Genomic DNA, 17,438 nt, shown 5'->3' with positions numbered 1-17,438 from the left:
CCCCTCTCGGGGCCCCTGTCAGGCTCGGACGACCCGGGGCCCGAGCGCCGCGAACCGGCGTGCCTCGGAGGCCGAGAGCTCGGTTCCCGTGATGAGCAGCTCGAAGTCGCGTACGCCCGCGAAACGGCAGAGGCTGGAGGCCCCGAACTTGGTGTGGGCGCCGAAGAAGATCCGGCGCCGGGAGCGCTCGATCGCGGCGCGCTTGACGGCCGCCACCGACGGGTCCTGGGTGGTGAGGCCCTGCTCGCGGGAGATCCCGTTGGCGCCGATGTAGGCCAGGTCGATCACCAGGTCGGCCAGCATCCGGGTCGCCCACTGGTCCACGACGCCCAGGGTGAGGGTGCGTACGCGACCACCCAGGACGATCACGGTGAGGTCGGAGTCGGCGGCGAGGCGGGTCGCGACCGGAAGGGAGGGGGTGATGATCGTCGCCGGCCCCGAGCCGCTGAGCTCCTCGGCCAGGAACTGCGGCATCGTGCCCTCGTCGATGTAGATCGTCTCCGCGCCGTGCCTGGCCTGGAGCGCGGCCCTGGCGATCCGGTGCTTCTCGTCGACGTCGCGGTCGGCCCGGAACTCGAGCGACGTCTCGAAGTTGCCGCTCTCCAGGGCGACAGCGCCGCCGTAGACCCGTTCCACGACACCGCGGTCGGCCAGCACCTTGAGATCGCGCCGGATCGTCTCGACGCTCACCCCGAGATCGGGGGCGAGATCGGCGACGGACACCCGCCCGGTCGAGCGCGCCCGAGCCAGGATCTCCTCCTGCCTCGACTCGTTCGTCTGCGACGGATCGGTCGACGTCATGGGCCCATCATGCCCGGATCGATGCCCGGTTCGTCGGAGCCGGTGCCGAAACGGGCGCCCGGTTGGCTTGACCCGTGGTCCTCGGGCACCATTTTCCGGGTGGCTCGCGGCGACACCGGCGGGAACAGCGTCGAGCGGCCGAGGTCGCGGCGTTTTGCGGCTACCTGGCCGCGTACGTAAGATTGAATCTCGGCGTGCGCAGTGCGCCGTTCCTGCAGGCATCTGCTGGCACCTATCGCTTCGGGGTCCGGTCTGCTTTGCCGCGGGGCGACACAAGACTTTGAGTTCGGAGCATGAAGGAGACCGCGGTGTACGCGATCGTGAAGGCTGGCAGCAAGCAGCAGAAGGTCGTTGTCGGCGACGTCATCGAGATCGACCGCCTCGACGGCGAGGCCGGTGCTGCGATCTCGCTGCCCGTGGTCATGCTCGTCGACGGTGAGAACGTCACCACGACCGGCCTCGACAAGGCCTCGGTCGCTGCTGAGATCGTCGGTGCCTCCAAGGGCCCGAAGATCATCATCCAGAAGTACAAGAACAAGACCGGCTACAAGAAGCGCCAGGGTCACCGTCAGAAGTACACCCAGGTCAAGGTCACCGCGATCAACGCCTGATTCCGGCGTTCTAGAGACACTTAAAGGACTGAGAAGATGGCACACAAGAAGGGTGCGGCAAGCACCAAGAACGGTCGCGACTCCAACGCCCAGCGCCTCGGCGTGAAGCGCTTCGGCGGTCAGCTCGTCAACGCCGGCGAGATCATCGTCCGCCAGCGTGGCACCCACTTCCACCCCGGCACCAACGTCGGCCGCGGCGGCGACGACACCCTGTTCGCCCTGCAGCCGGGCGCGGTCGAGTTCGGCAAGCGCCGCGGCCGTCGGGTGATCAACATCGTTCCGGGCGACGCCTGAGCAACGTTTTCGAAGGGCCCTCTCCGTAAGGAGGGGGCCCTTTGGCGTCGTCGGGTGGGGTGGCGGTTCGTCTAGGCGCTGTCCTGAGCTTGTCGAAGGGTATGCAGCCGAACGCTCACTTCCCGTGTGGAACTCCACCCGGGAAGTGGCGGTTGGGCTGCATACCTAGACGAACATTCAGACGTACGCCGCGCGGCCCGCGATCGCCTCGAAGGTCTCCTGCGAGACCTCCCAGCGGGTGCCGGCGCGCGGCCAGTGGAGCGCGATGTCGGTGATCCCGATCTCGGCGTAGGAGCCGGCCAGGTCCTCGAACGCGTCGGCCGACTCGGTCCACGGCTCGTCGGTGAAGCCAGACATGAACAGCTTCGGCATGCTGTCGTAGTCGCGACCGTTCTTCTCGCACGCCTCCCGGAGCATCTCGAGACGCTGGGCGACGAAACCCTTCGGGTCGTCGCCGTGCGGGTTGGCGATCCAGCCGTCGCCGACCTCGGCGGTCAGCCGGATCCCGCGGGGGCCGTTGCCGGCCAGCCACAGCGGCGTACGCGGCTGCTGCACCTGGCCGGGGGAGACGGTGACCTCGCGGGTCTGCCAGTGCTCGCCGTCGATCGTCACCGGCGACTCCCGCAGCAGCCGGTCGACGGTGCGGGTCCACTCCGCGAACCGGTCGGCACGTTCGCGCGGCGTGAACTCCCGCCCGAGCACGTCGCCGTCGGAGGTGTGGTCGTCGCCGCCCGCCCCGACGCCGATGGTGATGCGCCCGCCGGAGATGCGGTCGAGACTGCGGATCGCCGCGGCGGTCGGGATCGGCGTACGGAAGTTCGGGGTGGTCACCAGCGTCCCGAGGCGGATCGTGGAGGTGAGGGCCGCCGCGGCGGCCATCGAGGTGAACGCCTCCTCCCAGGGGGAGTGCCCACGCCAGGCCAGGTGGTCGTAGACCCACGCCGTCTCGAACCCGAGCTCCTCGGCCTGCGCCCAGCGCTCGCCCATCGCCGGCCAGTCCTCGATCGGCCACATCACAGTTCCTACACGCATGCGCACAGTCTGCACCCGCGATCGTGACGCGTCGCGCGGATAGCAGGTGTGGGGCGTGCCGTCGGTAGGCTGGAGCCATGGCTGTACCCACCTTCGTAGACCGCGTCACCCTCCACGTCGAGGCCGGTCGAGGCGGACACGGGGTGGCGTCGGTGCACCGCGAGAAGTTCAAGCCGCTGGGCGGCCCCGACGGCGGCAACGGCGGCCCGGGCGGGTCGATCATCCTGCGCGTCGACCCCGACGTGACCACGCTGATCGACTACCACCACAGTCCCAAGCGCAAGGCCCCCAACGGTGGTCAGGGCGCCGGCGACCACAAGAACGGCGCCCACGGCGCCGACATGGTCCTGCCCGTCCCCGACGGCACCGTGGTGACCGACATGCAGGGCAACGTGCTGGCCGACCTGGTCGGCCCCGGGTCCGAGCTGGTCGTGGCCGAGGGCGGTCGTGGGGGTCTCGGCAACGCGGCGCTGGCCTCCTCCAAGCGCAAGGCGCCCGGCTTCGCGCTGCTCGGTGAGCCGGGCGAGGCGCGAGAGATCGGGCTGGAGCTCAAGGTCGTCGCCGACATCGGCCTGGTCGGCTTCCCGAGCGCGGGCAAGTCCTCGCTGATCGCGGCCATCTCGCGGGCTCGGCCGAAGATCGCCGACTACCCGTTCACGACGCTGGTCCCGAACCTCGGCGTCGTCAAGGGTGGCGAGACCACCTTCACCGTCGCCGACGTCCCGGGCCTGATCGAGGGCGCGGCCGACGGTCGTGGTCTCGGCCACGAGTTCCTGCGCCACATCGAGCGCTGCGCGGCTCTGGTGCATGTCATCGACACCGCGAGCATCGAGCCGGGCCGCAACCCGATCGACGACCTCGACGTCATCGAGAACGAGCTCTCCCGCCACGGCGGCCTCGAGGACCGGCCGCGGCTGGTCGCGTTGAACAAGGTCGATGTCCCGGACGGCCGGGAGATCGCCGAGATGACCATCGGCGAGTTCGAGAAGCGCGGCCTGAACGTCTTCGAGATCTCCGCCGCGTCGGGTGAGGGCACCCAGCAGCTGATCTACGCGATGGCCGACCTGGTCGCCGCCTCGCGCAAGGAGGCGCCCGTCGTCGCCCCGACCCGGATCGTGCTCCGACCGGCGGGTGCCGAGGGCAAGGACGGCTTCACGGTCAAGGTCTCCAAGAACGGCGAATACCTCGTCCGCGGCCCGCAGCCGGAGCGCTGGGTGCGGCAGACCGACTTCGACAACGAGGAGGCCGTCGGCTACCTCGCCGACCGCCTCAACCGGCTCGGCGTCGAGACGCGCCTGGTCGAGCTCGGCGCCGAGGAGGGCGACACCGTCATCATCGGCGACCCGGCCAACGCGGTCGTCTTCGACTTCCGGCCCTCGATCGACACCGGCGCCGAGATGCTCGGCCGCCGCGGCGAGGACCAGCGTTTCTACGAGGAGCGGCCTGCCGCTGCTCGGCGCCGCGAGATCGACGCCGGGATGGAGACCAAGGAAGAGTACGAGGCTCGCGCCGACGTCGCCCGGCGGCTGCGCGACGGGGCTGGCCCCGTGGCGTACGAGATCGGCGGCGAGGACGACCCGGACAGCGACTGGGCCGAGAACGACCCGTCGGCGGAGACCGAGCGCACGGGCGAGTAGCGGCCCCTGCTCGACCGGCGGAAACCGGCGGGCCGATCGGCGGCGCCGCCGGTAGGATCCGGCGCAGCGGAGAGCACAGGCTGACGTACGAGGGGGATCGGTGCAGCGCGAGGTCGTGACCAGGGCACGCCGGGTCGTGGTCAAGGTCGGGTCGTCGTCACTGACGACGGCCGCAGGCGGCATCGACCCGGACCGGGTGAGCGCGCTGGTCGACGTGCTCGCCAAGACCCGGGCCACGGGCGCCGAGGTCGTGCTGGTCTCCTCCGGAGCGATCGCAGCCGGGCTGTCGCCGCTGGGGCTGGCCAAGCGGCCGCGGGCGCTGGCCAAGCAGCAGGCGGCGGCGAGCGTCGGGCAGGGACTGCTCGTGCACCGCTACACCGACGAGCTCGCCCGGCACGGCATCATCGCCGGTCAGGTGCTGCTCACTGTCGACGACCTGAACCGGCGGGCGCACTACCGCAACGCCGATGCGACGCTGTCGAAGCTGCTCGATCTGGGTGTGCTGCCGATCGTCAACGAGAACGACACGGTGGCCACCTCCGAGATCCGGTTCGGCGACAACGACCGGCTGGCGGCGCTGGTGGCTCATCTGGTCAAGGCCGACCTGCTGGTGCTGCTCAGCGACGTGGACGCGCTCTACGACGCGCCGCCGTCGCAGCCGGGGTCGCACCGCATCGACGAGGTCGCGTCGCTGGCCGACCTCGCCGGGGTGACCATCGGCAAGGCCGGCGCGGCCGGCGTCGGCACCGGTGGGATGGTGACCAAGCTGGAGGCCGCCCGGATCGCGGTCGACGACGGTGTCCCGGTCGTGCTGACCTCGGCCGCCCAGGCGGAGGCCGCGCTGGCGGGCGAGGCGGTCGGCACCCTGTTCCATGCGGTCGGCAAGCGGCGTCCAGCCCGGTTGCTGTGGCTCCAGCACGCCACCGAACCGGTCGGCTCGATCACCATCGACGCGGGTGCCGTCGCCGCGATCAGTCGTCGTGGCGCCTCGCTCCTCGCCGCGGGCATCACCGGCGCGTCCGGGGCGTTCCACGCCGGTGATCCCGTCGATGTCGTCGACCCGTCCGGGGTGGCCGTCGCTCGCGGCCTGGTGAACTACGATGCCGACGAGATCCCGCGGCTGGCCGGGCGTTCCTCCGGCTATCTCGAGGCCAACCTTGGCGCTGCGTACGCTCGGGAGGTCATCCACCGCGACGACCTGGTGGTCCTGTGAGCGAGCGCCAGGCGAATGATCAACACGTCGCCGCGTCCGTATTCTGGCGCTTGCGCTACGGAGGTGGCAGCGTGAGCGAGCGTCAGCGAGCGAACCATGTGATCAACACGCTGCCGCGTCCGTATTCTGGCGCTTGCGCCACGGAGGTGGCAGCGTGAGCGAGCGGTCATCATGAACCGGGCGCGGTGGGTTCCCCTGGTTCTGGCCTGGGGGGTGCTGGTCGTCTGCGGCCTGCCCGCGCTGGCGATCACGCTCTCCCGGGCGCTGGCGAGCACGGATCTGCGGGCGGTGCGCCTGGCCGCGTTCGCTCCCGTCGGCGTCGTGCTGTACGCCCTGTGTCTGGTAGCGGTCCTCGTCCTGGTGTGGCTGGCGGCCGGTCGTAGCCGTATCCGGCTCGCGGTCGTCGCCGGGGTGGTCGCCCTGTTGCTCGCGGTGCACGTCGCCTGGCAGGCGCCGTTCCACGCCGGCTCCCGGGCGACCAGCGCGGGCGAGCCGTTGACCGTGATGACCACCAACCTCTTCGAGGGCAGGGGCGACACCGACGAGGTGGTTGCGGCGGTGCGTGCCCACAAGGTCAACGTGCTCGCGGTGCAGGAGATCACCGGGGAGGCGTTCGGAAGGCTGTCGACGGCACTGCGGGACCAGCTGCCCTACCGAATCGGCGAGGCCGCTCCCGGCACCACCGGCACCATGCTCTTCGCCGACCAGCCGATCACGAAGGCGCGGCGTCTCGACACGTCGATGGGATCGTGGGTGGCTGACGTGGGGGAGCTGCGGGTCCTCGTCGCCCATCCGGCTCCGCCGACGCTCGCTTCGTGGCCGGCCGAGCAGGAGGTGGTCATCGAGGAGGCTGCCGCCGAGGAACCGGACCTCGTCCTCGGGGACCTCAACGCGTCCCTCGACCATCACACCGTCCGGCAGCTGCTCGACGACGCAGACGTGCAGGACGCCGCCCGGGCCAGCAACGCCGGTTGGCAGCCGACGTGGCCGACCGAGGGCTTCGCCGGCCTACCTCTTCCACCGGCGGTCGCGATCGACCACGTGCTCACCGGTGACGCGCTGGTCGCCTTGGCGACCGAGACGGTCGAGGTCCCCGGATCCGATCATCTGGCGCTGGTCGCCTACCTCGGAGCTCCCGAGCGATAACCTGCGGCCGTGACGAACAACTCGGACGGTCTGATTCGCTCGGCGCTGCGCGGGAACGAGGAGACCGCCTCGCGGTTGCGACGTACGCAGCTCCTCGGTGTGCTCGCCCTCGTCGTCGCAACTCTCGCCTCACCGATGGTCCGGGTCATCGACGACGACGGGGACCTCGACACCCAGCTCAACGCCTGGGCCACCATCCAGTGGATCGCTGACGTGCAGGACGCCTCCGGGGACATTCCGGTCTCCTACGCGTGGCTGACGGTCATGCTGTACGTCGTGCTTCTGTTCGTGCTGGCCGCACCGATCCTCGGTCTCGTCCTCGCGGTGCAGCGGGCGGGCGCCGCGCGTGTCGCCGCCGGGCTGGCGGCGGTCGTCGGGGTGGCCCTGTCGCTGTTGTGCTGGTTGGCCGTCGTCGGCGAGGGGCCTGACGGATACGCCGACCTCAGCCCGAGTTGGGGCCTGCTGCTCCCGGTCGTCCTCGGGTTCTGGACGGCCAACATCCTGGAGACCGACGTCTAGCTCGGCCGTACGAGCTGGCCGAACCACTGCTCCGCTCCGTACGCGGTGAACCGCTCCACCTCGACGAACCCGAGTCGCTGCGCAAGCCGGATCGAGCGCTCGTTGGCGACCTGGGTGGTGAGGACCACCGGCTCGCCGGGGAGCGTCTCCGCGATCCAGCCGAGCGCGGCCCGGGTCGCCTCGGTCGCGATGCCCTCGCCCCACGACGTCGGATGGAACTCGTAGCCGATCTCGACCTCGTTACCCTCGTCGCGTACGTGGTGCGGCCACGCCGGATCCCGGCGCTGGATAGTGATCCTGCCGATGAACTCACCCGCGCGCTCGACCGCGAAGATTCCGGGCCTGGTGTTGGGATCGTCCGGGATCAGCTCCTCGAGCTGTTCGCGGGTGTGCTGCGGTCCGCCGAGGTAGGCCTGCACGATCTCCGACGAGAGCAGCTCGGCGAGGCCTGATCTGTCCTGGTTCTTGGTGTGTCTGAGGATCAGGCGCTCGGTGACGATCGGGGGTGGGGGCCAGGGGACGTCGACCAGGGGTTTCATCGGGTTCGAACGTACTGGTTCTTTGGGGTGGAGGCGAACCTTCTCCCTGCCGGGAAGCTTCTTGTGGGGTTGGGGTGGGCCGCCGACCCTTCTTTGAGGGTCTTCTCGACGGCACCCGGAGTAAAGGACGGCCTTCGGCCGCCGGCTACGCCGGCCGCTTCGCGGTCCTTGACACCGGGCCCCGTCGAGAAAAGATTTGGCTGGTTATCGGGGCGGCGGCCCGGGTGTGTCACCAAACCTGAGGTTGTTCGCTCACCGCGAAAGTCAGGGATGACCTGCGGAAACGGGTAGCCTCACGGAGTGTCGTCGCGTATAATATCGAGCATCAGGCACGCACTCCTGGAAGGAACTGCGATGAGTCTCGGGCGCGACATCGACCACTGGGGCACCCACCCCGGTGATGCGATCGACGCCGCCCTGACCGTCATCGAGAACGCCGTCCAGGACCTGTTGTCGACCGACCCGATCTATTGGCGCACCGATCAGAAGAAAGACCTGCTCGAGCGGCTGGAGAAGCTTCAAGCCCAGCAGGCTGCGCTAAAGCTGCGGGTGCTTGCTGTGGCTGGTGATATCGCTGAGGAGACCGGGGCGAAGGACGCCTCGGGGTGGATGCTGACCGAACTGCTCGTCGACAAAGCGGAGGCCCGGTCGCAGATCAAACTGGCTGCCGGTGTCGCGAAGTACGACCTCGTCGCCGCCGGCCTTGCCGAAGGCGTGGTCTCCCAGGCCAAAGCCCATGTGATCACCCGCGCCCTGGACGCGGTGGAGGCCGACCCGGCCGCCAGTGTCGAGGACCTGGTCTTGGCGGAGAAGCTGCTGGTGGAGTACGCCTCCCAGCACACCGCGAACGAGTTGAAGAACATTGGCAAACGGATCCTGGCCGAGGTCGACCCCGGACGGTTCGAGGCCGCCGAGGCCAAGGCGTTGCTGCGGGAGGAGGAGCGTGCCGCGCGGCGGACGTTCTTCTCTTCGCGTGACAACGGTGATGGGACCATCGACATTCACGCTCGGGTCTCCCGCGCTGTCGGGCTCCGGTTGCGCACGATGGTCGATTCCCTGGCGCAGCCTCGGAAGTGGTCGGCCCACGACAAGGGCCGCCACCTCCCGTACGACCGGCTCCTGGGCCAGGCGTTTACACGGATCGTGGAGACCTATGACGTCAACCAGCTCCCGAGGCATGGTGGGCATGCGACCACGGTGTTCATCACGATGAGCATCGACGACCTCCGCAACGACCTCGGTACCGCTGCCCTCGGCTTTGATGGAGAGAAGATCTCCGCGGCCGAGGCCCGCAAGATGGCATGCAATGCAGATCTGGTCCCGGTGGTACTCGGCACCGATTCCGAGGTCCTCGACCTCGGCCGCACCGCCCGCCTCGCCCACCCAGTCCAGCACCGGGCGCTACGACTCAGAGACAGGTGCTGCCAAGCAGAAGATTGCGATGCACCAGCGGCCTGGACCGAGGCGCATCATCTGAAACCCTGGGCCGAAGGCGGCAGAACAGACCTCGCGAACATGATCCTGCTGTGCCCACGCGACCATCGCCGCATCCACGACCCGAACTACGGGTATGAGCGGCTGCCGGATGGACGAATCAGGTACACACGCCGCACCTGACCATTCCGCGAGGACTCCAGCATCCATTCCCAGGCCCGTATGCAACTCAATCGGGTTGGTGGCCACCACTGAGGAAGGAGCACTCCGATGACGCCAAACAACGCCCACCGCTACCTGCTTGACTCTGGTCTATGCCAGAACCCCAGCAGATGCGTACGCCGATCAGCATGCTCTGGGAGTCAGCAGATCCACACACAGAGCTGACTGAGCGGTTCGGATTCGCTTCCGCAGCTGATGCGACCAGCTGGCTCCGGCAGGTTCTGGCCGAGCGTTGGGGGCTGCGCATGGTTGCCTGCGAACGGCTGGTGATCAGCGATGCCAACTGCCTGGCGTGGATCACCGCTGACGGCTGCCGGATGATCGCCAAGTGGTCGATGTGGCCACCGAGGTTCGCACGCCTGGCGGCGATCGCCGGGCTGACGGTGTGGTTGGAGCAGCGGGGGATACCTGTTTCGGCGCCGCAAGCAGATCGGGACGGGCAGCTCCAGGTCGAGGTCGACGGCTTCTCGCTGGGGCTTCAGCGGGTGATCGATGGCGACCTGTTGGACGTCGCCGACCCCGTCCAGGTCCACGCCGCAGGCGAGATGCTCGCGCGGATGCATGTCGCGATGGCTGACTACCCGAAGGCGGTCCCGACCGAAGAACCGGCCGCGCCTGGCACCCAGCTGGTGGGCAACGACTTCAGGTCGGCCAACATCCTCTGGTCGGGCGGGGCGGTGGCGGCGGTCCTGGATCTGGAGGAAGCGGCCTACCGTCGGCGGGTGGACGACCTCGCCCGAGCCGCCGTCCTTCTCGGAACTCGGTATCACGAGTGGCGCCCGACCCCGGCCGCGGTGCGGAAGGCATTCGTCGCGGGGTACGCGTCGGTTCTTCCTCTCGAGGACGACGACGCCGCAGCGCTCGAGGACAGCATCGAGGAGCACTTGGTGAGCGTGCCGTGGCCGAGCTGACCCCGCCCGCAGTCAGTCGTCGACGGCGTCGATGCCGCGCTGGACGATGAGCGGGTCGGGGGTGCCGACGATCTCGGGGTCCTTGTCGTCGTAGTCGTGGTTGGCGAGGAAGTAGCGCATCGCGTTGAGGCGGGCGCGCTTCTTGTCGTTGGACTTGATGGTGGTCCAGGGGGCCCAGTCGGTGTCGGTGCGGCGGAACATCTCCTCCTTGGCGGCCGTGTAGGAATCCCACTTGTCGAGGGACTGCACGTCGATGGGGGAGAGCTTCCACTGCCGCACGGGATCGATCTGGCGGATGATGAAACGGGTGCGCTGCTCGGAGCGGGCGACCGAGAACCAGAACTTGGTGAGCGTGATGCCGGAGTCGACGAGCATCCGCTCGAAGAGCGGCACCTGGTGCATGAACTGCTCGTACTGGTCGTCAGATGCGAAGCCCATGACCCGCTCGACGCCGGCGCGGTTGTACCAGGACCGGTCGAAGAGGACCATCTCGCCGGCGGTGGGCAGGTGCTGGACGTAGCGCTGGAAGTACCACTGCCGCGCCTCCCGGTCCGAGGGCTTCGACAGTGCGACCGTGCGGGCATAGCGGGGGTTGAGGTGCTCCATGAACCGCTTGATCGTGCCGCCCTTGCCGGCCGCGTCCCGGCCCTCGAAGAGCAGCACGTGCTTGCCGCCGACCTGATCGTTCCAGCGCTGGAACTTCAGCAGCTCGACCTGGAGGAGGTACTTCTGCTCGTCGTAGACCTCGCGGGCGATCCGCTCGGTGTAGGGATAGTTCTCGCGCCAGGTGTCGACGGCCCTGCCGGCCGGGTCCAGGAGCACCGGATCGTCATCGTGGTCCTCGCCGATCGTGTGACCCTCGGTGATCAGGTTGTCGATGTATTCACGGAATCCCTGGGACATGGCCCGAAACCTAAGGATCCGAGATGAACGCGAGGTTGCGCCTCGGTTCCGGTGGATGAGAACCCTCTCATCCGCTCATCATCACGATCTCACGAGCGGCCGACATCGTCCTCGGTGTCCTCGGGAACGTCCCGGGCACAGACATGTCGGGGGTCGACCGGATGGGCAGCACGGCACAGGTCGTCGCAGGGGCCGTGGTGGTGGCGGTGGTTGGGACGTACGCCTGGAACGCGGGCTTCCGCAACGCCGACCCGCCGAGCGTCCCGGCCCTGCTGACCCTGGTGGTCTTCGGTGCGGCGGTGTGGGCCTGGGTCGGGAGCGGGCTCGACGACACGTACGTCTCGCTGGCAGCGGTCCTCGCGCTGATCCTGGTCGGCGTGCTCCCGGCGGAGGAACTCTTCGCCGCCTTGGGCAGCGAGCTGGTCTGGCTGATGCTCGGCGCGTTCGTGATGGCGGCCGGGGTCGCCCGCACCGGGCTCGCGACCCGGACAGCGGTGGCCCTGGCCGTCCGCGCCAGGAACCCCCGCCAGCTGGTGCACCTGCTGACCGTGGGACTGGTCCTGACGGCGTACGTCGTGCCGTCCACCTCCGCGCGGGCGGCGCTCGCCGTGCCGGTCTTCGTGGCCCTCGCCGCCGTCCTCGGTCCCCGCGAGCGGCTGGTCAAGACCCTCGCGCTGCTGTTCCCGACCGTCATCCTGCTCTCCGCGGTCGGCTCCCTGCTGGGTGCCGGCGCCCATCTGCTGACCAGCCAGGTGCTGGCCACGGTGACCGGCACCGGCATCGGGTACGTCGGCTGGATGCTGCTGGGTCTTCCGCTGGCCGTGGTCTCCTCCCACTTGGCCGCCGAGCTGCTGCTGTGGATGTTCACCGACCCGGGAGACCGCTCGACCGCGGTCCGGATCGCGCCGGAGGACTTCTCCGGTGACGGCCTCACGGGGCCGCTCACGAGGCTCCAGCTCCGTGCCTTGCTCGTGCTCTCGGCGGCCGTCGCCCTGTGGATCAGCGAGCCGTTGCACGGCATCTCCCCGGCGGTCGTGGCGCTCCTCGGTGCCCTCGCCGTCGCGGCTCCGCGACACGGTGTGATCGAGGTCGGGCCGGCGTTGAAGGAGGTGCCGTGGAGCCTGCTGGTCTTCCTCGCTGCCACCCTCGCGCTCGGCGCCGCGCTGGTCGACTCCGGAGCGGCCGCCTGGCTCGCCGGGCTCGTGCTGGAGCCGCTCAGCGCCGCCCCGCCGGTCGTCTTCCTGGCCGTCGTCGTGGTGCTCTCCACGCTGCTGCACCTGGTGGTGCAGTCCCGTTCGGCGCGTTCCTCGGTGCTCGTCCCGATCGTGGTGGCGCTTGCCCCGGCGGCCGGTCTCGCCCCCGCTGCCGCTGCCTTCGCCTCGACCGCCGCAGCCGGCTTCTGCCACACCCTCCCGGCCTCGGCCAAGCCGGTGGCGGTCTTCGCCCGTATCGACGGCATCGACACCTACGACCGCACCGACCTGCTCCGGCTCTCCCGTGTCCTGATGCCGCTGCACGCCGTGCTGGTGCTCGCCTTCGCCCTGTGGGTCTGGCCGCACCTCGGGCTCCCGCTCACCTGACCCCCTCACCTGACCACGCAGCTCAACCGACCCCACCGTCCCACCCCGAGGAGTACGTCATGACCATCCCTGTCCCGCAACGCATCCTGGTCGCCCCGAGCGGCTTCAAGGAGAGCCTCTCGGCCGACGAGGTCGCCGAGGCGATCGGAGCAGGCGTACGCCGCGCCCTCCCCGGCGCCCGGATCGACCTGGCTCCGCTGGTCGACGGCGGCGAAGGCTCCGCGGCCGCCCTCGCTGCGGCCACCGCCGGCCACCTCGTCCCGGTCGCCGCCACCGGCCCGATCGGCGACCCCGTACCCAGCCACATCGCCGTCCTCGGTGGCGACGGGCCGCGTACGGCGGTGGTCGAGATGGCCGCCGTCGCGGGCCTCTCCCTGGTGCCGCACGGCCATCGCGACCCGGCCGCGACGACGACGTACGGCGTGGGGGAGCTGATCCTGGCTGCCCTGGACGAAGGCGCCGAGCGGATCCTGGTCGGCTGCGGCGACTCCGGCACCTGCGACGGCGGCGCCGGTGCGCTCCAGGCGCTGGGCGCACGCATCGTCGACGCCGCCGGGCAGGAGCTGGCGCGAGGCGGCGCCGCCCTCGACCGGGCCGATCGCCTCGATCTCGACGGGCTCGACCCCCGGCTGGCCGATGCCGAGATCCTGGTCGCCTGCAACCCGCACAACGTGCTCACCGGCACCGACGGCGTGGCCAGGGTGTTCGGACCGCAGAAGGGAGCGACGCCGGAGCAGGTCGAGCAGCTCGACCGGGCGCTGAGCGTCTGGGCGGGTGTCCTCGAGCGTGACGGTCACCCGGGTCGCTCCGTCGACCTGCGTACGGGCGCCGGGACCGGTGCCTCCGGCGGGCTCGGCGCCGGGCTGGCCGGGGGTCTCGGCGCGAGGCTGCTGCCGAGGTTCGAGGTGATGTTCGACCACGTCGACCTCGACGGGCTGATCGCCGCGGCAGACCTGGTGATCACCGCCGAGGGCGCGATCGACTTCCAGACCCCGCGCGGCAAGATCCCGGCCGAGGTCGCCCGTCGCGCCAAGCGGCAGGGCACGCCGGTGCTCGCGCTGGCCGGCAGCGTGGGCGAGGGCGCCGACGGCGTGCACGAGGTGGGGATCGGCTCGTACACCTCGATCCTCAACGTGCCGATGCCGTTGTCGGCGGCGGTGGCGCAGGGTTACCAGCTGGTCGAGGACGCGACCGAGCAGCTCATCCGGACCGTGCTGATCGGCTGTGCGATCGCCGCGGCCTGAGCGCGGTCCACCCGTGGTGCCCGCGGTTCGTGGGGTGGACCGGGTGCGCCGTACCCTTGGTAGACGATGAATCCCCGGACCGTCTATCTGGACCACGCCGCCACCACGCCCATGGCGCCGGCGGCGATCGAGGCGATGACCGCGGAGCTGGCGCTGGTCGGCAACGCGAGCTCGCTGCACGCATCAGGCCGCCGCGCGCGCCGGGTGCTGGAGGAGTCGCGCGAACGGATCGCCGCGGCGCTCGGGTCCCGGCCGGGCGAGGTCGTCTTCACCTCCGGCGGCACCGAGGCCGACAACCTCGCGCTCAAGGGAGCCTTCTGGGCTCGCCGCAGCCAGGACCCGGCGCGCACCCGGATCCTGTCCTCGACCGTCGAGCACCACGCTGTCCTCGACCCGTTGCACTGGCTGGAGGCGACCGAGGGAGCCCAGATCGAGCTGGTGCCGTGCGACGAGACCGGCCGCATCGACCTCGCGGCGATGAAGGCGGCCGTCGAGCGCGACCCGGGCTCCGTCGCCGTCATCTCGGTGATGTGGGCCAACAACGAGGTCGGCACGCTGCAGCCCGCCCCCGAGATCGCCGCGCTCGCCGCCGAGCACGGGATCCCGGTCCACACCGACGCCGTCCAGGCCGTCGGCGCGGTCCCGGTCGACTTCGCGACCAGCGGCGTCGACGCGCTCTCTCTGACCGGTCACAAGCTCGGCGGCCCCGTCGGTGCGGGCGCGCTGGTCGTGCGTCGCGAGCTCGAGCTCACCGCGCTCGTCCACGGCGGCGGCCAGGAGAGAGACGTACGCAGCGGCACCCACGCGACCGCTGCCATCGCCGGCTTCGCGGCGGCGGTCGAGCTCGCGGTCAAGGAGCAGGAGGCGTACGCGACCAGGGTCGGCGCGCTGCGCGACCGGCTGGTCGAGCAGGTGCTCGCCGCCGTTCCGGATTCCCACCTCAACGGCCCGCCGCTGGAGCCGCTGGGCCGCTACCGGCTGCCCAACAACGCCCAGATCGCCTTCCCGGGATGCGAGGGCGACTCGCTGCTGATGCTGCTCGACGCCGCCGGGGTCGAGTGCTCGACCGGTGCGGCCTGCTCTGCCGGCGTACCTCAGGCCTCTCATGTACTCCTCGCCATGGGCCAGTCCGACGAGCAGGCGCGATCTTCGCTGCGCTTCTCGCTCGGCCACACCACGACGGACGAGGACGTGGACCGGCTCGTCGCGGCGATCGGTCCGGCCGTGGAGCGCGGCCGCGCGGCAGGACTGAACCGATGAGAGTCGTCGCCGCCATGTCCGGGGGCGTGGACTCCGCCGTCGCCGCCGCTCGCGCGAAGGAAGCGGGCCACGACGTCACCGGCGTCCACCTGGCCCTCTCCCGCAACCCGGCGTCCTACCGCTCCGGCGCTCGGGGATGCTGCACGATCGAGGACTCCAACGACGCCCGCCGTGCCGCCGACGTGATCGGCATCCCGTTCTACGTGTGGGACCTCTCCGACCGCTTCCACGAGGACGTGGTCGAGGACTTCATGTCGGAGTACGCCGAGGGGCGCACCCCCAACCCCTGCCTGCGCTGCAACGAGAAGATCAAGTTCGCCGCCGTCCTCGACCGGGCGCTCGCGCTCGGGTTCGACGCGGTCGCGACCGGCCACTACGCGACGCTTCGTGAAGACGCCGACGGGCTGGTCGAGCTTCACCGTGCAGTCGACGGCGGCAAGGACCAGTCCTACGTGCTCGGAGTGCTCGACCAGGACCAGCTGCGCCACTCGCTGTTCCCGCTCGGCGACACTCCCAAGCCGCTCGTACGCGAGGAGGCGGCCCGCCGCGGCCTGCTCGTGGCCGACAAGCCCGACTCCCACGACATCTGCTTCGTCGCCGACGGCGACAACGCCGGCTGGCTGCGCGAGAAGCTGGGCGACCGCGCGCCCAACGAGTCCGGGCCGATCGTCGACGAGTCCGGCGAGGTGCTCGGCGAGCACCAGGGGACCTATGCCTACACCATCGGGCAGCGCAAGGGCCTCCGCCTCGGCAAGCCCGCCCCCGACGGCAAGCCCCGGTTCGTGCTCGACATCGAACCGGTCTCCGGCACCGTCACCGTGGGACCTCGTGAGCATCTCGCCGTCGACGGGCTCTCCGGGATCCGGCCGCGCTGGGCCGGGCGGGCGCCGGAGGGTGTGCTCGAGGGCACCGTCCAGCTGCGCGCCCACGGCGACGAGCACCGTGCCCGGGTGACCGTGACCGGCGATGACGTCGAGATCGAGCTGCTCGACCCGGCCTACGGCATCGCGCCGGGCCAGGCCGCGGTGATCTACGACGGCACCCGAGTCGTCGGGTCGGCCACGATCTCCGCCACGCGGCGGGTGGCCCGCGCGTGAGGGCGACCGGGGTCGGGTCGCTGCCTGGCGAGGACTACGCGGAGGCGGCCCGCATCGTGCTCGGTGAGCTCCAGGATCTCCCGCATCTTCCCGAGCTGCCCGCACGCGGCGCGATCGCGAACATGACCGGTCGGGCGCTGGCTGTCCTCGACGGACTCGATGCCGACCTGCAGCCGGCCGGTTGGCGGTTGACCGGCACCTCCGGCTCCGCCGGGGTCGACCATCGCCGGGCCCGCAGCCTGCTCGCCCAGGACCTCGACACCGTCGAGGAGCTGGTCCAGGACGCTCCGCTCGTCTCCGGTGGCGGCGCGTTCAAGATCCAGATCGCCGGGCCGTGGACCCTGGCCGCGACCGTCGAGCGGCCGCGCGGCGACAAGCTGCTCGCCGACCACGGCGCGCGGCGCGACCTCGCGCAGGCGCTGGCCGAGGGCGTACGCACCCACATCCGAGACGTACGCCGCCGCCTCCCCGGCGCGGACACCCTGGTCGTCCAGGTCGACGAGCCCGCGCTCAGCGCCGTGCTCAACGCCCAGGTGCCGACCGCCTCGGGTTTCGGCAAGCACCGCAGCATCGACCTCCCCGAGGCCTCCCAGTCGCTGGAGTGGGTCCTCGGCGCGATCGCCGAGGAGGGCGCGATCCCGTGGGTGCACTCGTGCGCGCCGGGAACGCCGCTGGACCTGCTCCGCAAGGCCGGTGCGATGGGCATCAGCGTCGATCTGACCCAGCTGACCGCCGCCGACCACGACGACCTGGCCACGGCCCTGGAGGCCGGCGACACGATGGCGCTCGGCGTGGCGCCCGCGCTCGGACCGGCGGGCAGCGCGCCCACCGACAAGACGGTCACCGAGGCCGTGGAGCGCTGGCTCGACATGCTCGGGCTGGACGCTGCGTACGACATCGTGCTGACGCCCGCGTGCGGCCTCGCCGGCGCAGACTGGCGGTGGGCCCGCACCGTCCTTCGAATCCTCACCGAGAGCGCCCGTCACCTGGCGTAG

At 70.4% G+C, this 17,438-nt stretch carries 17 protein-coding genes; 13 read left to right on the top strand and 4 right to left on the bottom strand.

Annotated features, from left to right (window positions below):
- Nucleotides 1-18 precede the first annotated feature (18 nt).
- Nucleotides 19-801, bottom strand: a complete 783-nt coding sequence (locus WBG06_RS22045) for a DeoR/GlpR family DNA-binding transcription regulator (RefSeq protein ID WP_336739271.1) — start codon at nucleotides 799-801, stop codon at nucleotides 19-21.
- 308 nt (nucleotides 802-1,109) lie between these two features.
- Between WBG06_RS22045 and rplU the strand changes: the two genes are divergently transcribed.
- Together rplU and rpmA are read left to right on the top strand one after the other, a co-directional pair.
- On the top strand, nucleotides 1,110-1,412 hold the full coding sequence (rplU, locus tag WBG06_RS22040; RefSeq protein WP_183547129.1) for a 50S ribosomal protein L21: 303 nt from the start codon (nucleotides 1,110-1,112) through the stop codon (nucleotides 1,410-1,412).
- A gap of 36 nt (nucleotides 1,413-1,448) precedes the next feature.
- On the top strand, nucleotides 1,449-1,706 hold the full coding sequence (gene rpmA, locus WBG06_RS22035; protein ID WP_008358497.1) for a 50S ribosomal protein L27: 258 nt from the start codon (nucleotides 1,449-1,451) through the stop codon (nucleotides 1,704-1,706).
- 177 nt (nucleotides 1,707-1,883) lie between these two features.
- On the opposite strand, the gene WBG06_RS22030 is transcribed toward rpmA, so the two are convergent.
- Nucleotides 1,884-2,738, bottom strand: a complete 855-nt coding sequence (locus WBG06_RS22030) for an LLM class flavin-dependent oxidoreductase (protein ID WP_336739270.1) — start codon at nucleotides 2,736-2,738, stop codon at nucleotides 1,884-1,886.
- Nucleotides 2,739-2,815: 77 nt separating this feature from the next.
- Here WBG06_RS22030 and obgE point away from each other — a divergent pair, with 77 nt between their 5' ends.
- The 4 genes from obgE to WBG06_RS22010 all read left to right on the top strand — a co-directional run bounded on the left by obgE (nucleotide 2,816) and on the right by WBG06_RS22010 (nucleotide 7,253).
- Nucleotides 2,816-4,375, top strand: coding sequence for a GTPase ObgE (gene obgE / locus WBG06_RS22025; protein WP_336739269.1), 1,560 nt, complete (start codon nucleotides 2,816-2,818; stop codon nucleotides 4,373-4,375).
- A 100-nt stretch (nucleotides 4,376-4,475) separates the two neighbouring features.
- Complete coding sequence (gene proB / locus WBG06_RS22020) at nucleotides 4,476-5,588, top strand: glutamate 5-kinase (RefSeq protein ID WP_336739268.1); 1,113 nt, start codon at nucleotides 4,476-4,478, stop codon at nucleotides 5,586-5,588.
- A gap of 171 nt (nucleotides 5,589-5,759) precedes the next feature.
- The gene (locus tag WBG06_RS22015) at nucleotides 5,760-6,734 is read left to right on the top strand and encodes an endonuclease/exonuclease/phosphatase family protein (RefSeq protein WP_336739267.1); all 975 of its coding nucleotides are present in this window, start codon (nucleotides 5,760-5,762) and stop codon (nucleotides 6,732-6,734) included.
- 9 nt (nucleotides 6,735-6,743) lie between these two features.
- Nucleotides 6,744-7,253 carry a hypothetical protein gene (locus WBG06_RS22010; protein ID WP_336739265.1) on the top strand — a complete coding sequence of 170 codons (510 nt, stop codon included), beginning with the start codon at nucleotides 6,744-6,746 and terminating at the stop codon, nucleotides 7,251-7,253.
- Here the strand turns inward: WBG06_RS22010 and WBG06_RS22005 are convergent.
- Nucleotides 7,250-7,792, bottom strand: a complete 543-nt coding sequence (locus WBG06_RS22005) for a GNAT family N-acetyltransferase (protein ID WP_336739263.1) — start codon at nucleotides 7,790-7,792, stop codon at nucleotides 7,250-7,252. The genes WBG06_RS22010 and WBG06_RS22005 overlap by 4 nt on opposite strands.
- 450 nt (nucleotides 7,793-8,242) lie before the next feature.
- On the opposite strand from WBG06_RS22005, the gene WBG06_RS22000 reads away from it, so the two are divergent.
- Both WBG06_RS22000 and WBG06_RS21995 read left to right on the top strand, forming a co-directional pair.
- Nucleotides 8,243-9,409: an HNH endonuclease signature motif containing protein gene (locus WBG06_RS22000; RefSeq protein ID WP_336739261.1), complete on the top strand. Its 1,167-nt coding sequence runs from the start codon at nucleotides 8,243-8,245 to the stop codon at nucleotides 9,407-9,409.
- Between the two features lie 131 nt (nucleotides 9,410-9,540).
- Nucleotides 9,541-10,359 carry a phosphotransferase enzyme family protein gene (locus tag WBG06_RS21995; RefSeq protein WP_336739260.1) on the top strand — a complete coding sequence of 273 codons (819 nt, stop codon included), beginning with the start codon at nucleotides 9,541-9,543 and terminating at the stop codon, nucleotides 10,357-10,359.
- Nucleotides 10,360-10,371: 12 nt separating this feature from the next.
- Here WBG06_RS21995 and ppk2 read toward each other — a convergent pair whose 3' ends face one another.
- Nucleotides 10,372-11,262, bottom strand: a complete 891-nt coding sequence (gene ppk2 / locus WBG06_RS21990) for a polyphosphate kinase 2 (protein ID WP_336739258.1) — start codon at nucleotides 11,260-11,262, stop codon at nucleotides 10,372-10,374.
- Nucleotides 11,263-11,423: 161 nt separating this feature from the next.
- Between ppk2 and WBG06_RS21985 the strand changes: the two genes are divergently transcribed.
- The 5 genes from WBG06_RS21985 to WBG06_RS21965 all read left to right on the top strand — a co-directional run bounded on the left by WBG06_RS21985 (nucleotide 11,424) and on the right by WBG06_RS21965 (nucleotide 17,438).
- The gene (locus WBG06_RS21985; RefSeq protein ID WP_336739256.1) at nucleotides 11,424-12,842 is read left to right on the top strand and encodes an SLC13 family permease; all 1,419 of its coding nucleotides are present in this window, start codon (nucleotides 11,424-11,426) and stop codon (nucleotides 12,840-12,842) included.
- Between the two features lie 59 nt (nucleotides 12,843-12,901).
- A complete protein-coding gene (locus tag WBG06_RS21980) occupies nucleotides 12,902-14,086 on the top strand; it encodes a glycerate kinase family protein (protein WP_336739254.1) in 1,185 nt (394 codons plus the stop codon).
- 66 nt (nucleotides 14,087-14,152) lie between these two features.
- Nucleotides 14,153-15,346 (top strand): cysteine desulfurase family protein, encoded by a 1,194-nt coding sequence (locus WBG06_RS21975; protein ID WP_336739252.1) that lies wholly within the window; start codon nucleotides 14,153-14,155, stop codon nucleotides 15,344-15,346.
- Nucleotides 15,343-16,443 carry a tRNA 2-thiouridine(34) synthase MnmA gene (gene mnmA, locus WBG06_RS21970; RefSeq protein WP_336739250.1) on the top strand — a complete coding sequence of 367 codons (1,101 nt, stop codon included), beginning with the start codon at nucleotides 15,343-15,345 and terminating at the stop codon, nucleotides 16,441-16,443. The genes WBG06_RS21975 and mnmA overlap by 4 nt, the downstream gene beginning before the upstream one ends.
- Nucleotides 16,440-17,438, top strand: a complete 999-nt coding sequence (locus tag WBG06_RS21965; protein WP_336739248.1) for a methionine synthase — start codon at nucleotides 16,440-16,442, stop codon at nucleotides 17,436-17,438. Before mnmA ends, WBG06_RS21965 begins: the two co-directional genes overlap by 4 nt.

The sequence above is a fragment of the Nocardioides sp. CCNWLW239 genome (genome assembly GCF_037137035.1).
Taxonomy (GTDB): Bacteria; Actinomycetota; Actinomycetes; order Propionibacteriales; family Nocardioidaceae; genus Nocardioides.
The sequence above is the reverse complement of the archived record's forward strand: the minus strand, read 5'-3'. Positions and strand labels throughout refer to the sequence as shown.

Excerpts from the sequence above, each read along its gene's own strand:
- ppk2 (WP_336739258.1), bottom strand. The coding sequence starts at position 11,262 with ATGTCCCAGGGATTCCGTGAATACATCGACAACCTGATCACCGAGGGT.
- mnmA (WP_336739250.1), top strand. The coding sequence starts at position 15,343 with ATGAGAGTCGTCGCCGCCATGTCCGGGGGCGTGGACTCCGCCGTCGCC.
- WBG06_RS21985 (WP_336739256.1), top strand. The coding sequence starts at position 11,424 with ATGGGCAGCACGGCACAGGTCGTCGCAGGGGCCGTGGTGGTGGCGGTG.
- WBG06_RS21975 (WP_336739252.1), top strand. The coding sequence starts at position 14,153 with ATGAATCCCCGGACCGTCTATCTGGACCACGCCGCCACCACGCCCATG.
- obgE (WP_336739269.1), top strand. The coding sequence starts at position 2,816 with ATGGCTGTACCCACCTTCGTAGACCGCGTCACCCTCCACGTCGAGGCC.
- WBG06_RS22015 (WP_336739267.1), top strand. The coding sequence starts at position 5,760 with ATGAACCGGGCGCGGTGGGTTCCCCTGGTTCTGGCCTGGGGGGTGCTG.
- WBG06_RS22045 (WP_336739271.1), bottom strand. The coding sequence starts at position 801 with ATGACGTCGACCGATCCGTCGCAGACGAACGAGTCGAGGCAGGAGGAG.
- WBG06_RS21980 (WP_336739254.1), top strand. The coding sequence starts at position 12,902 with ATGACCATCCCTGTCCCGCAACGCATCCTGGTCGCCCCGAGCGGCTTC.
- WBG06_RS22030 (WP_336739270.1), bottom strand. The coding sequence starts at position 2,738 with ATGCGTGTAGGAACTGTGATGTGGCCGATCGAGGACTGGCCGGCGATG.
- WBG06_RS21995 (WP_336739260.1), top strand. The coding sequence starts at position 9,541 with ATGCCAGAACCCCAGCAGATGCGTACGCCGATCAGCATGCTCTGGGAG.
- rpmA (WP_008358497.1), top strand. The coding sequence starts at position 1,449 with ATGGCACACAAGAAGGGTGCGGCAAGCACCAAGAACGGTCGCGACTCC.
- WBG06_RS22005 (WP_336739263.1), bottom strand. The coding sequence starts at position 7,792 with ATGAAACCCCTGGTCGACGTCCCCTGGCCCCCACCCCCGATCGTCACC.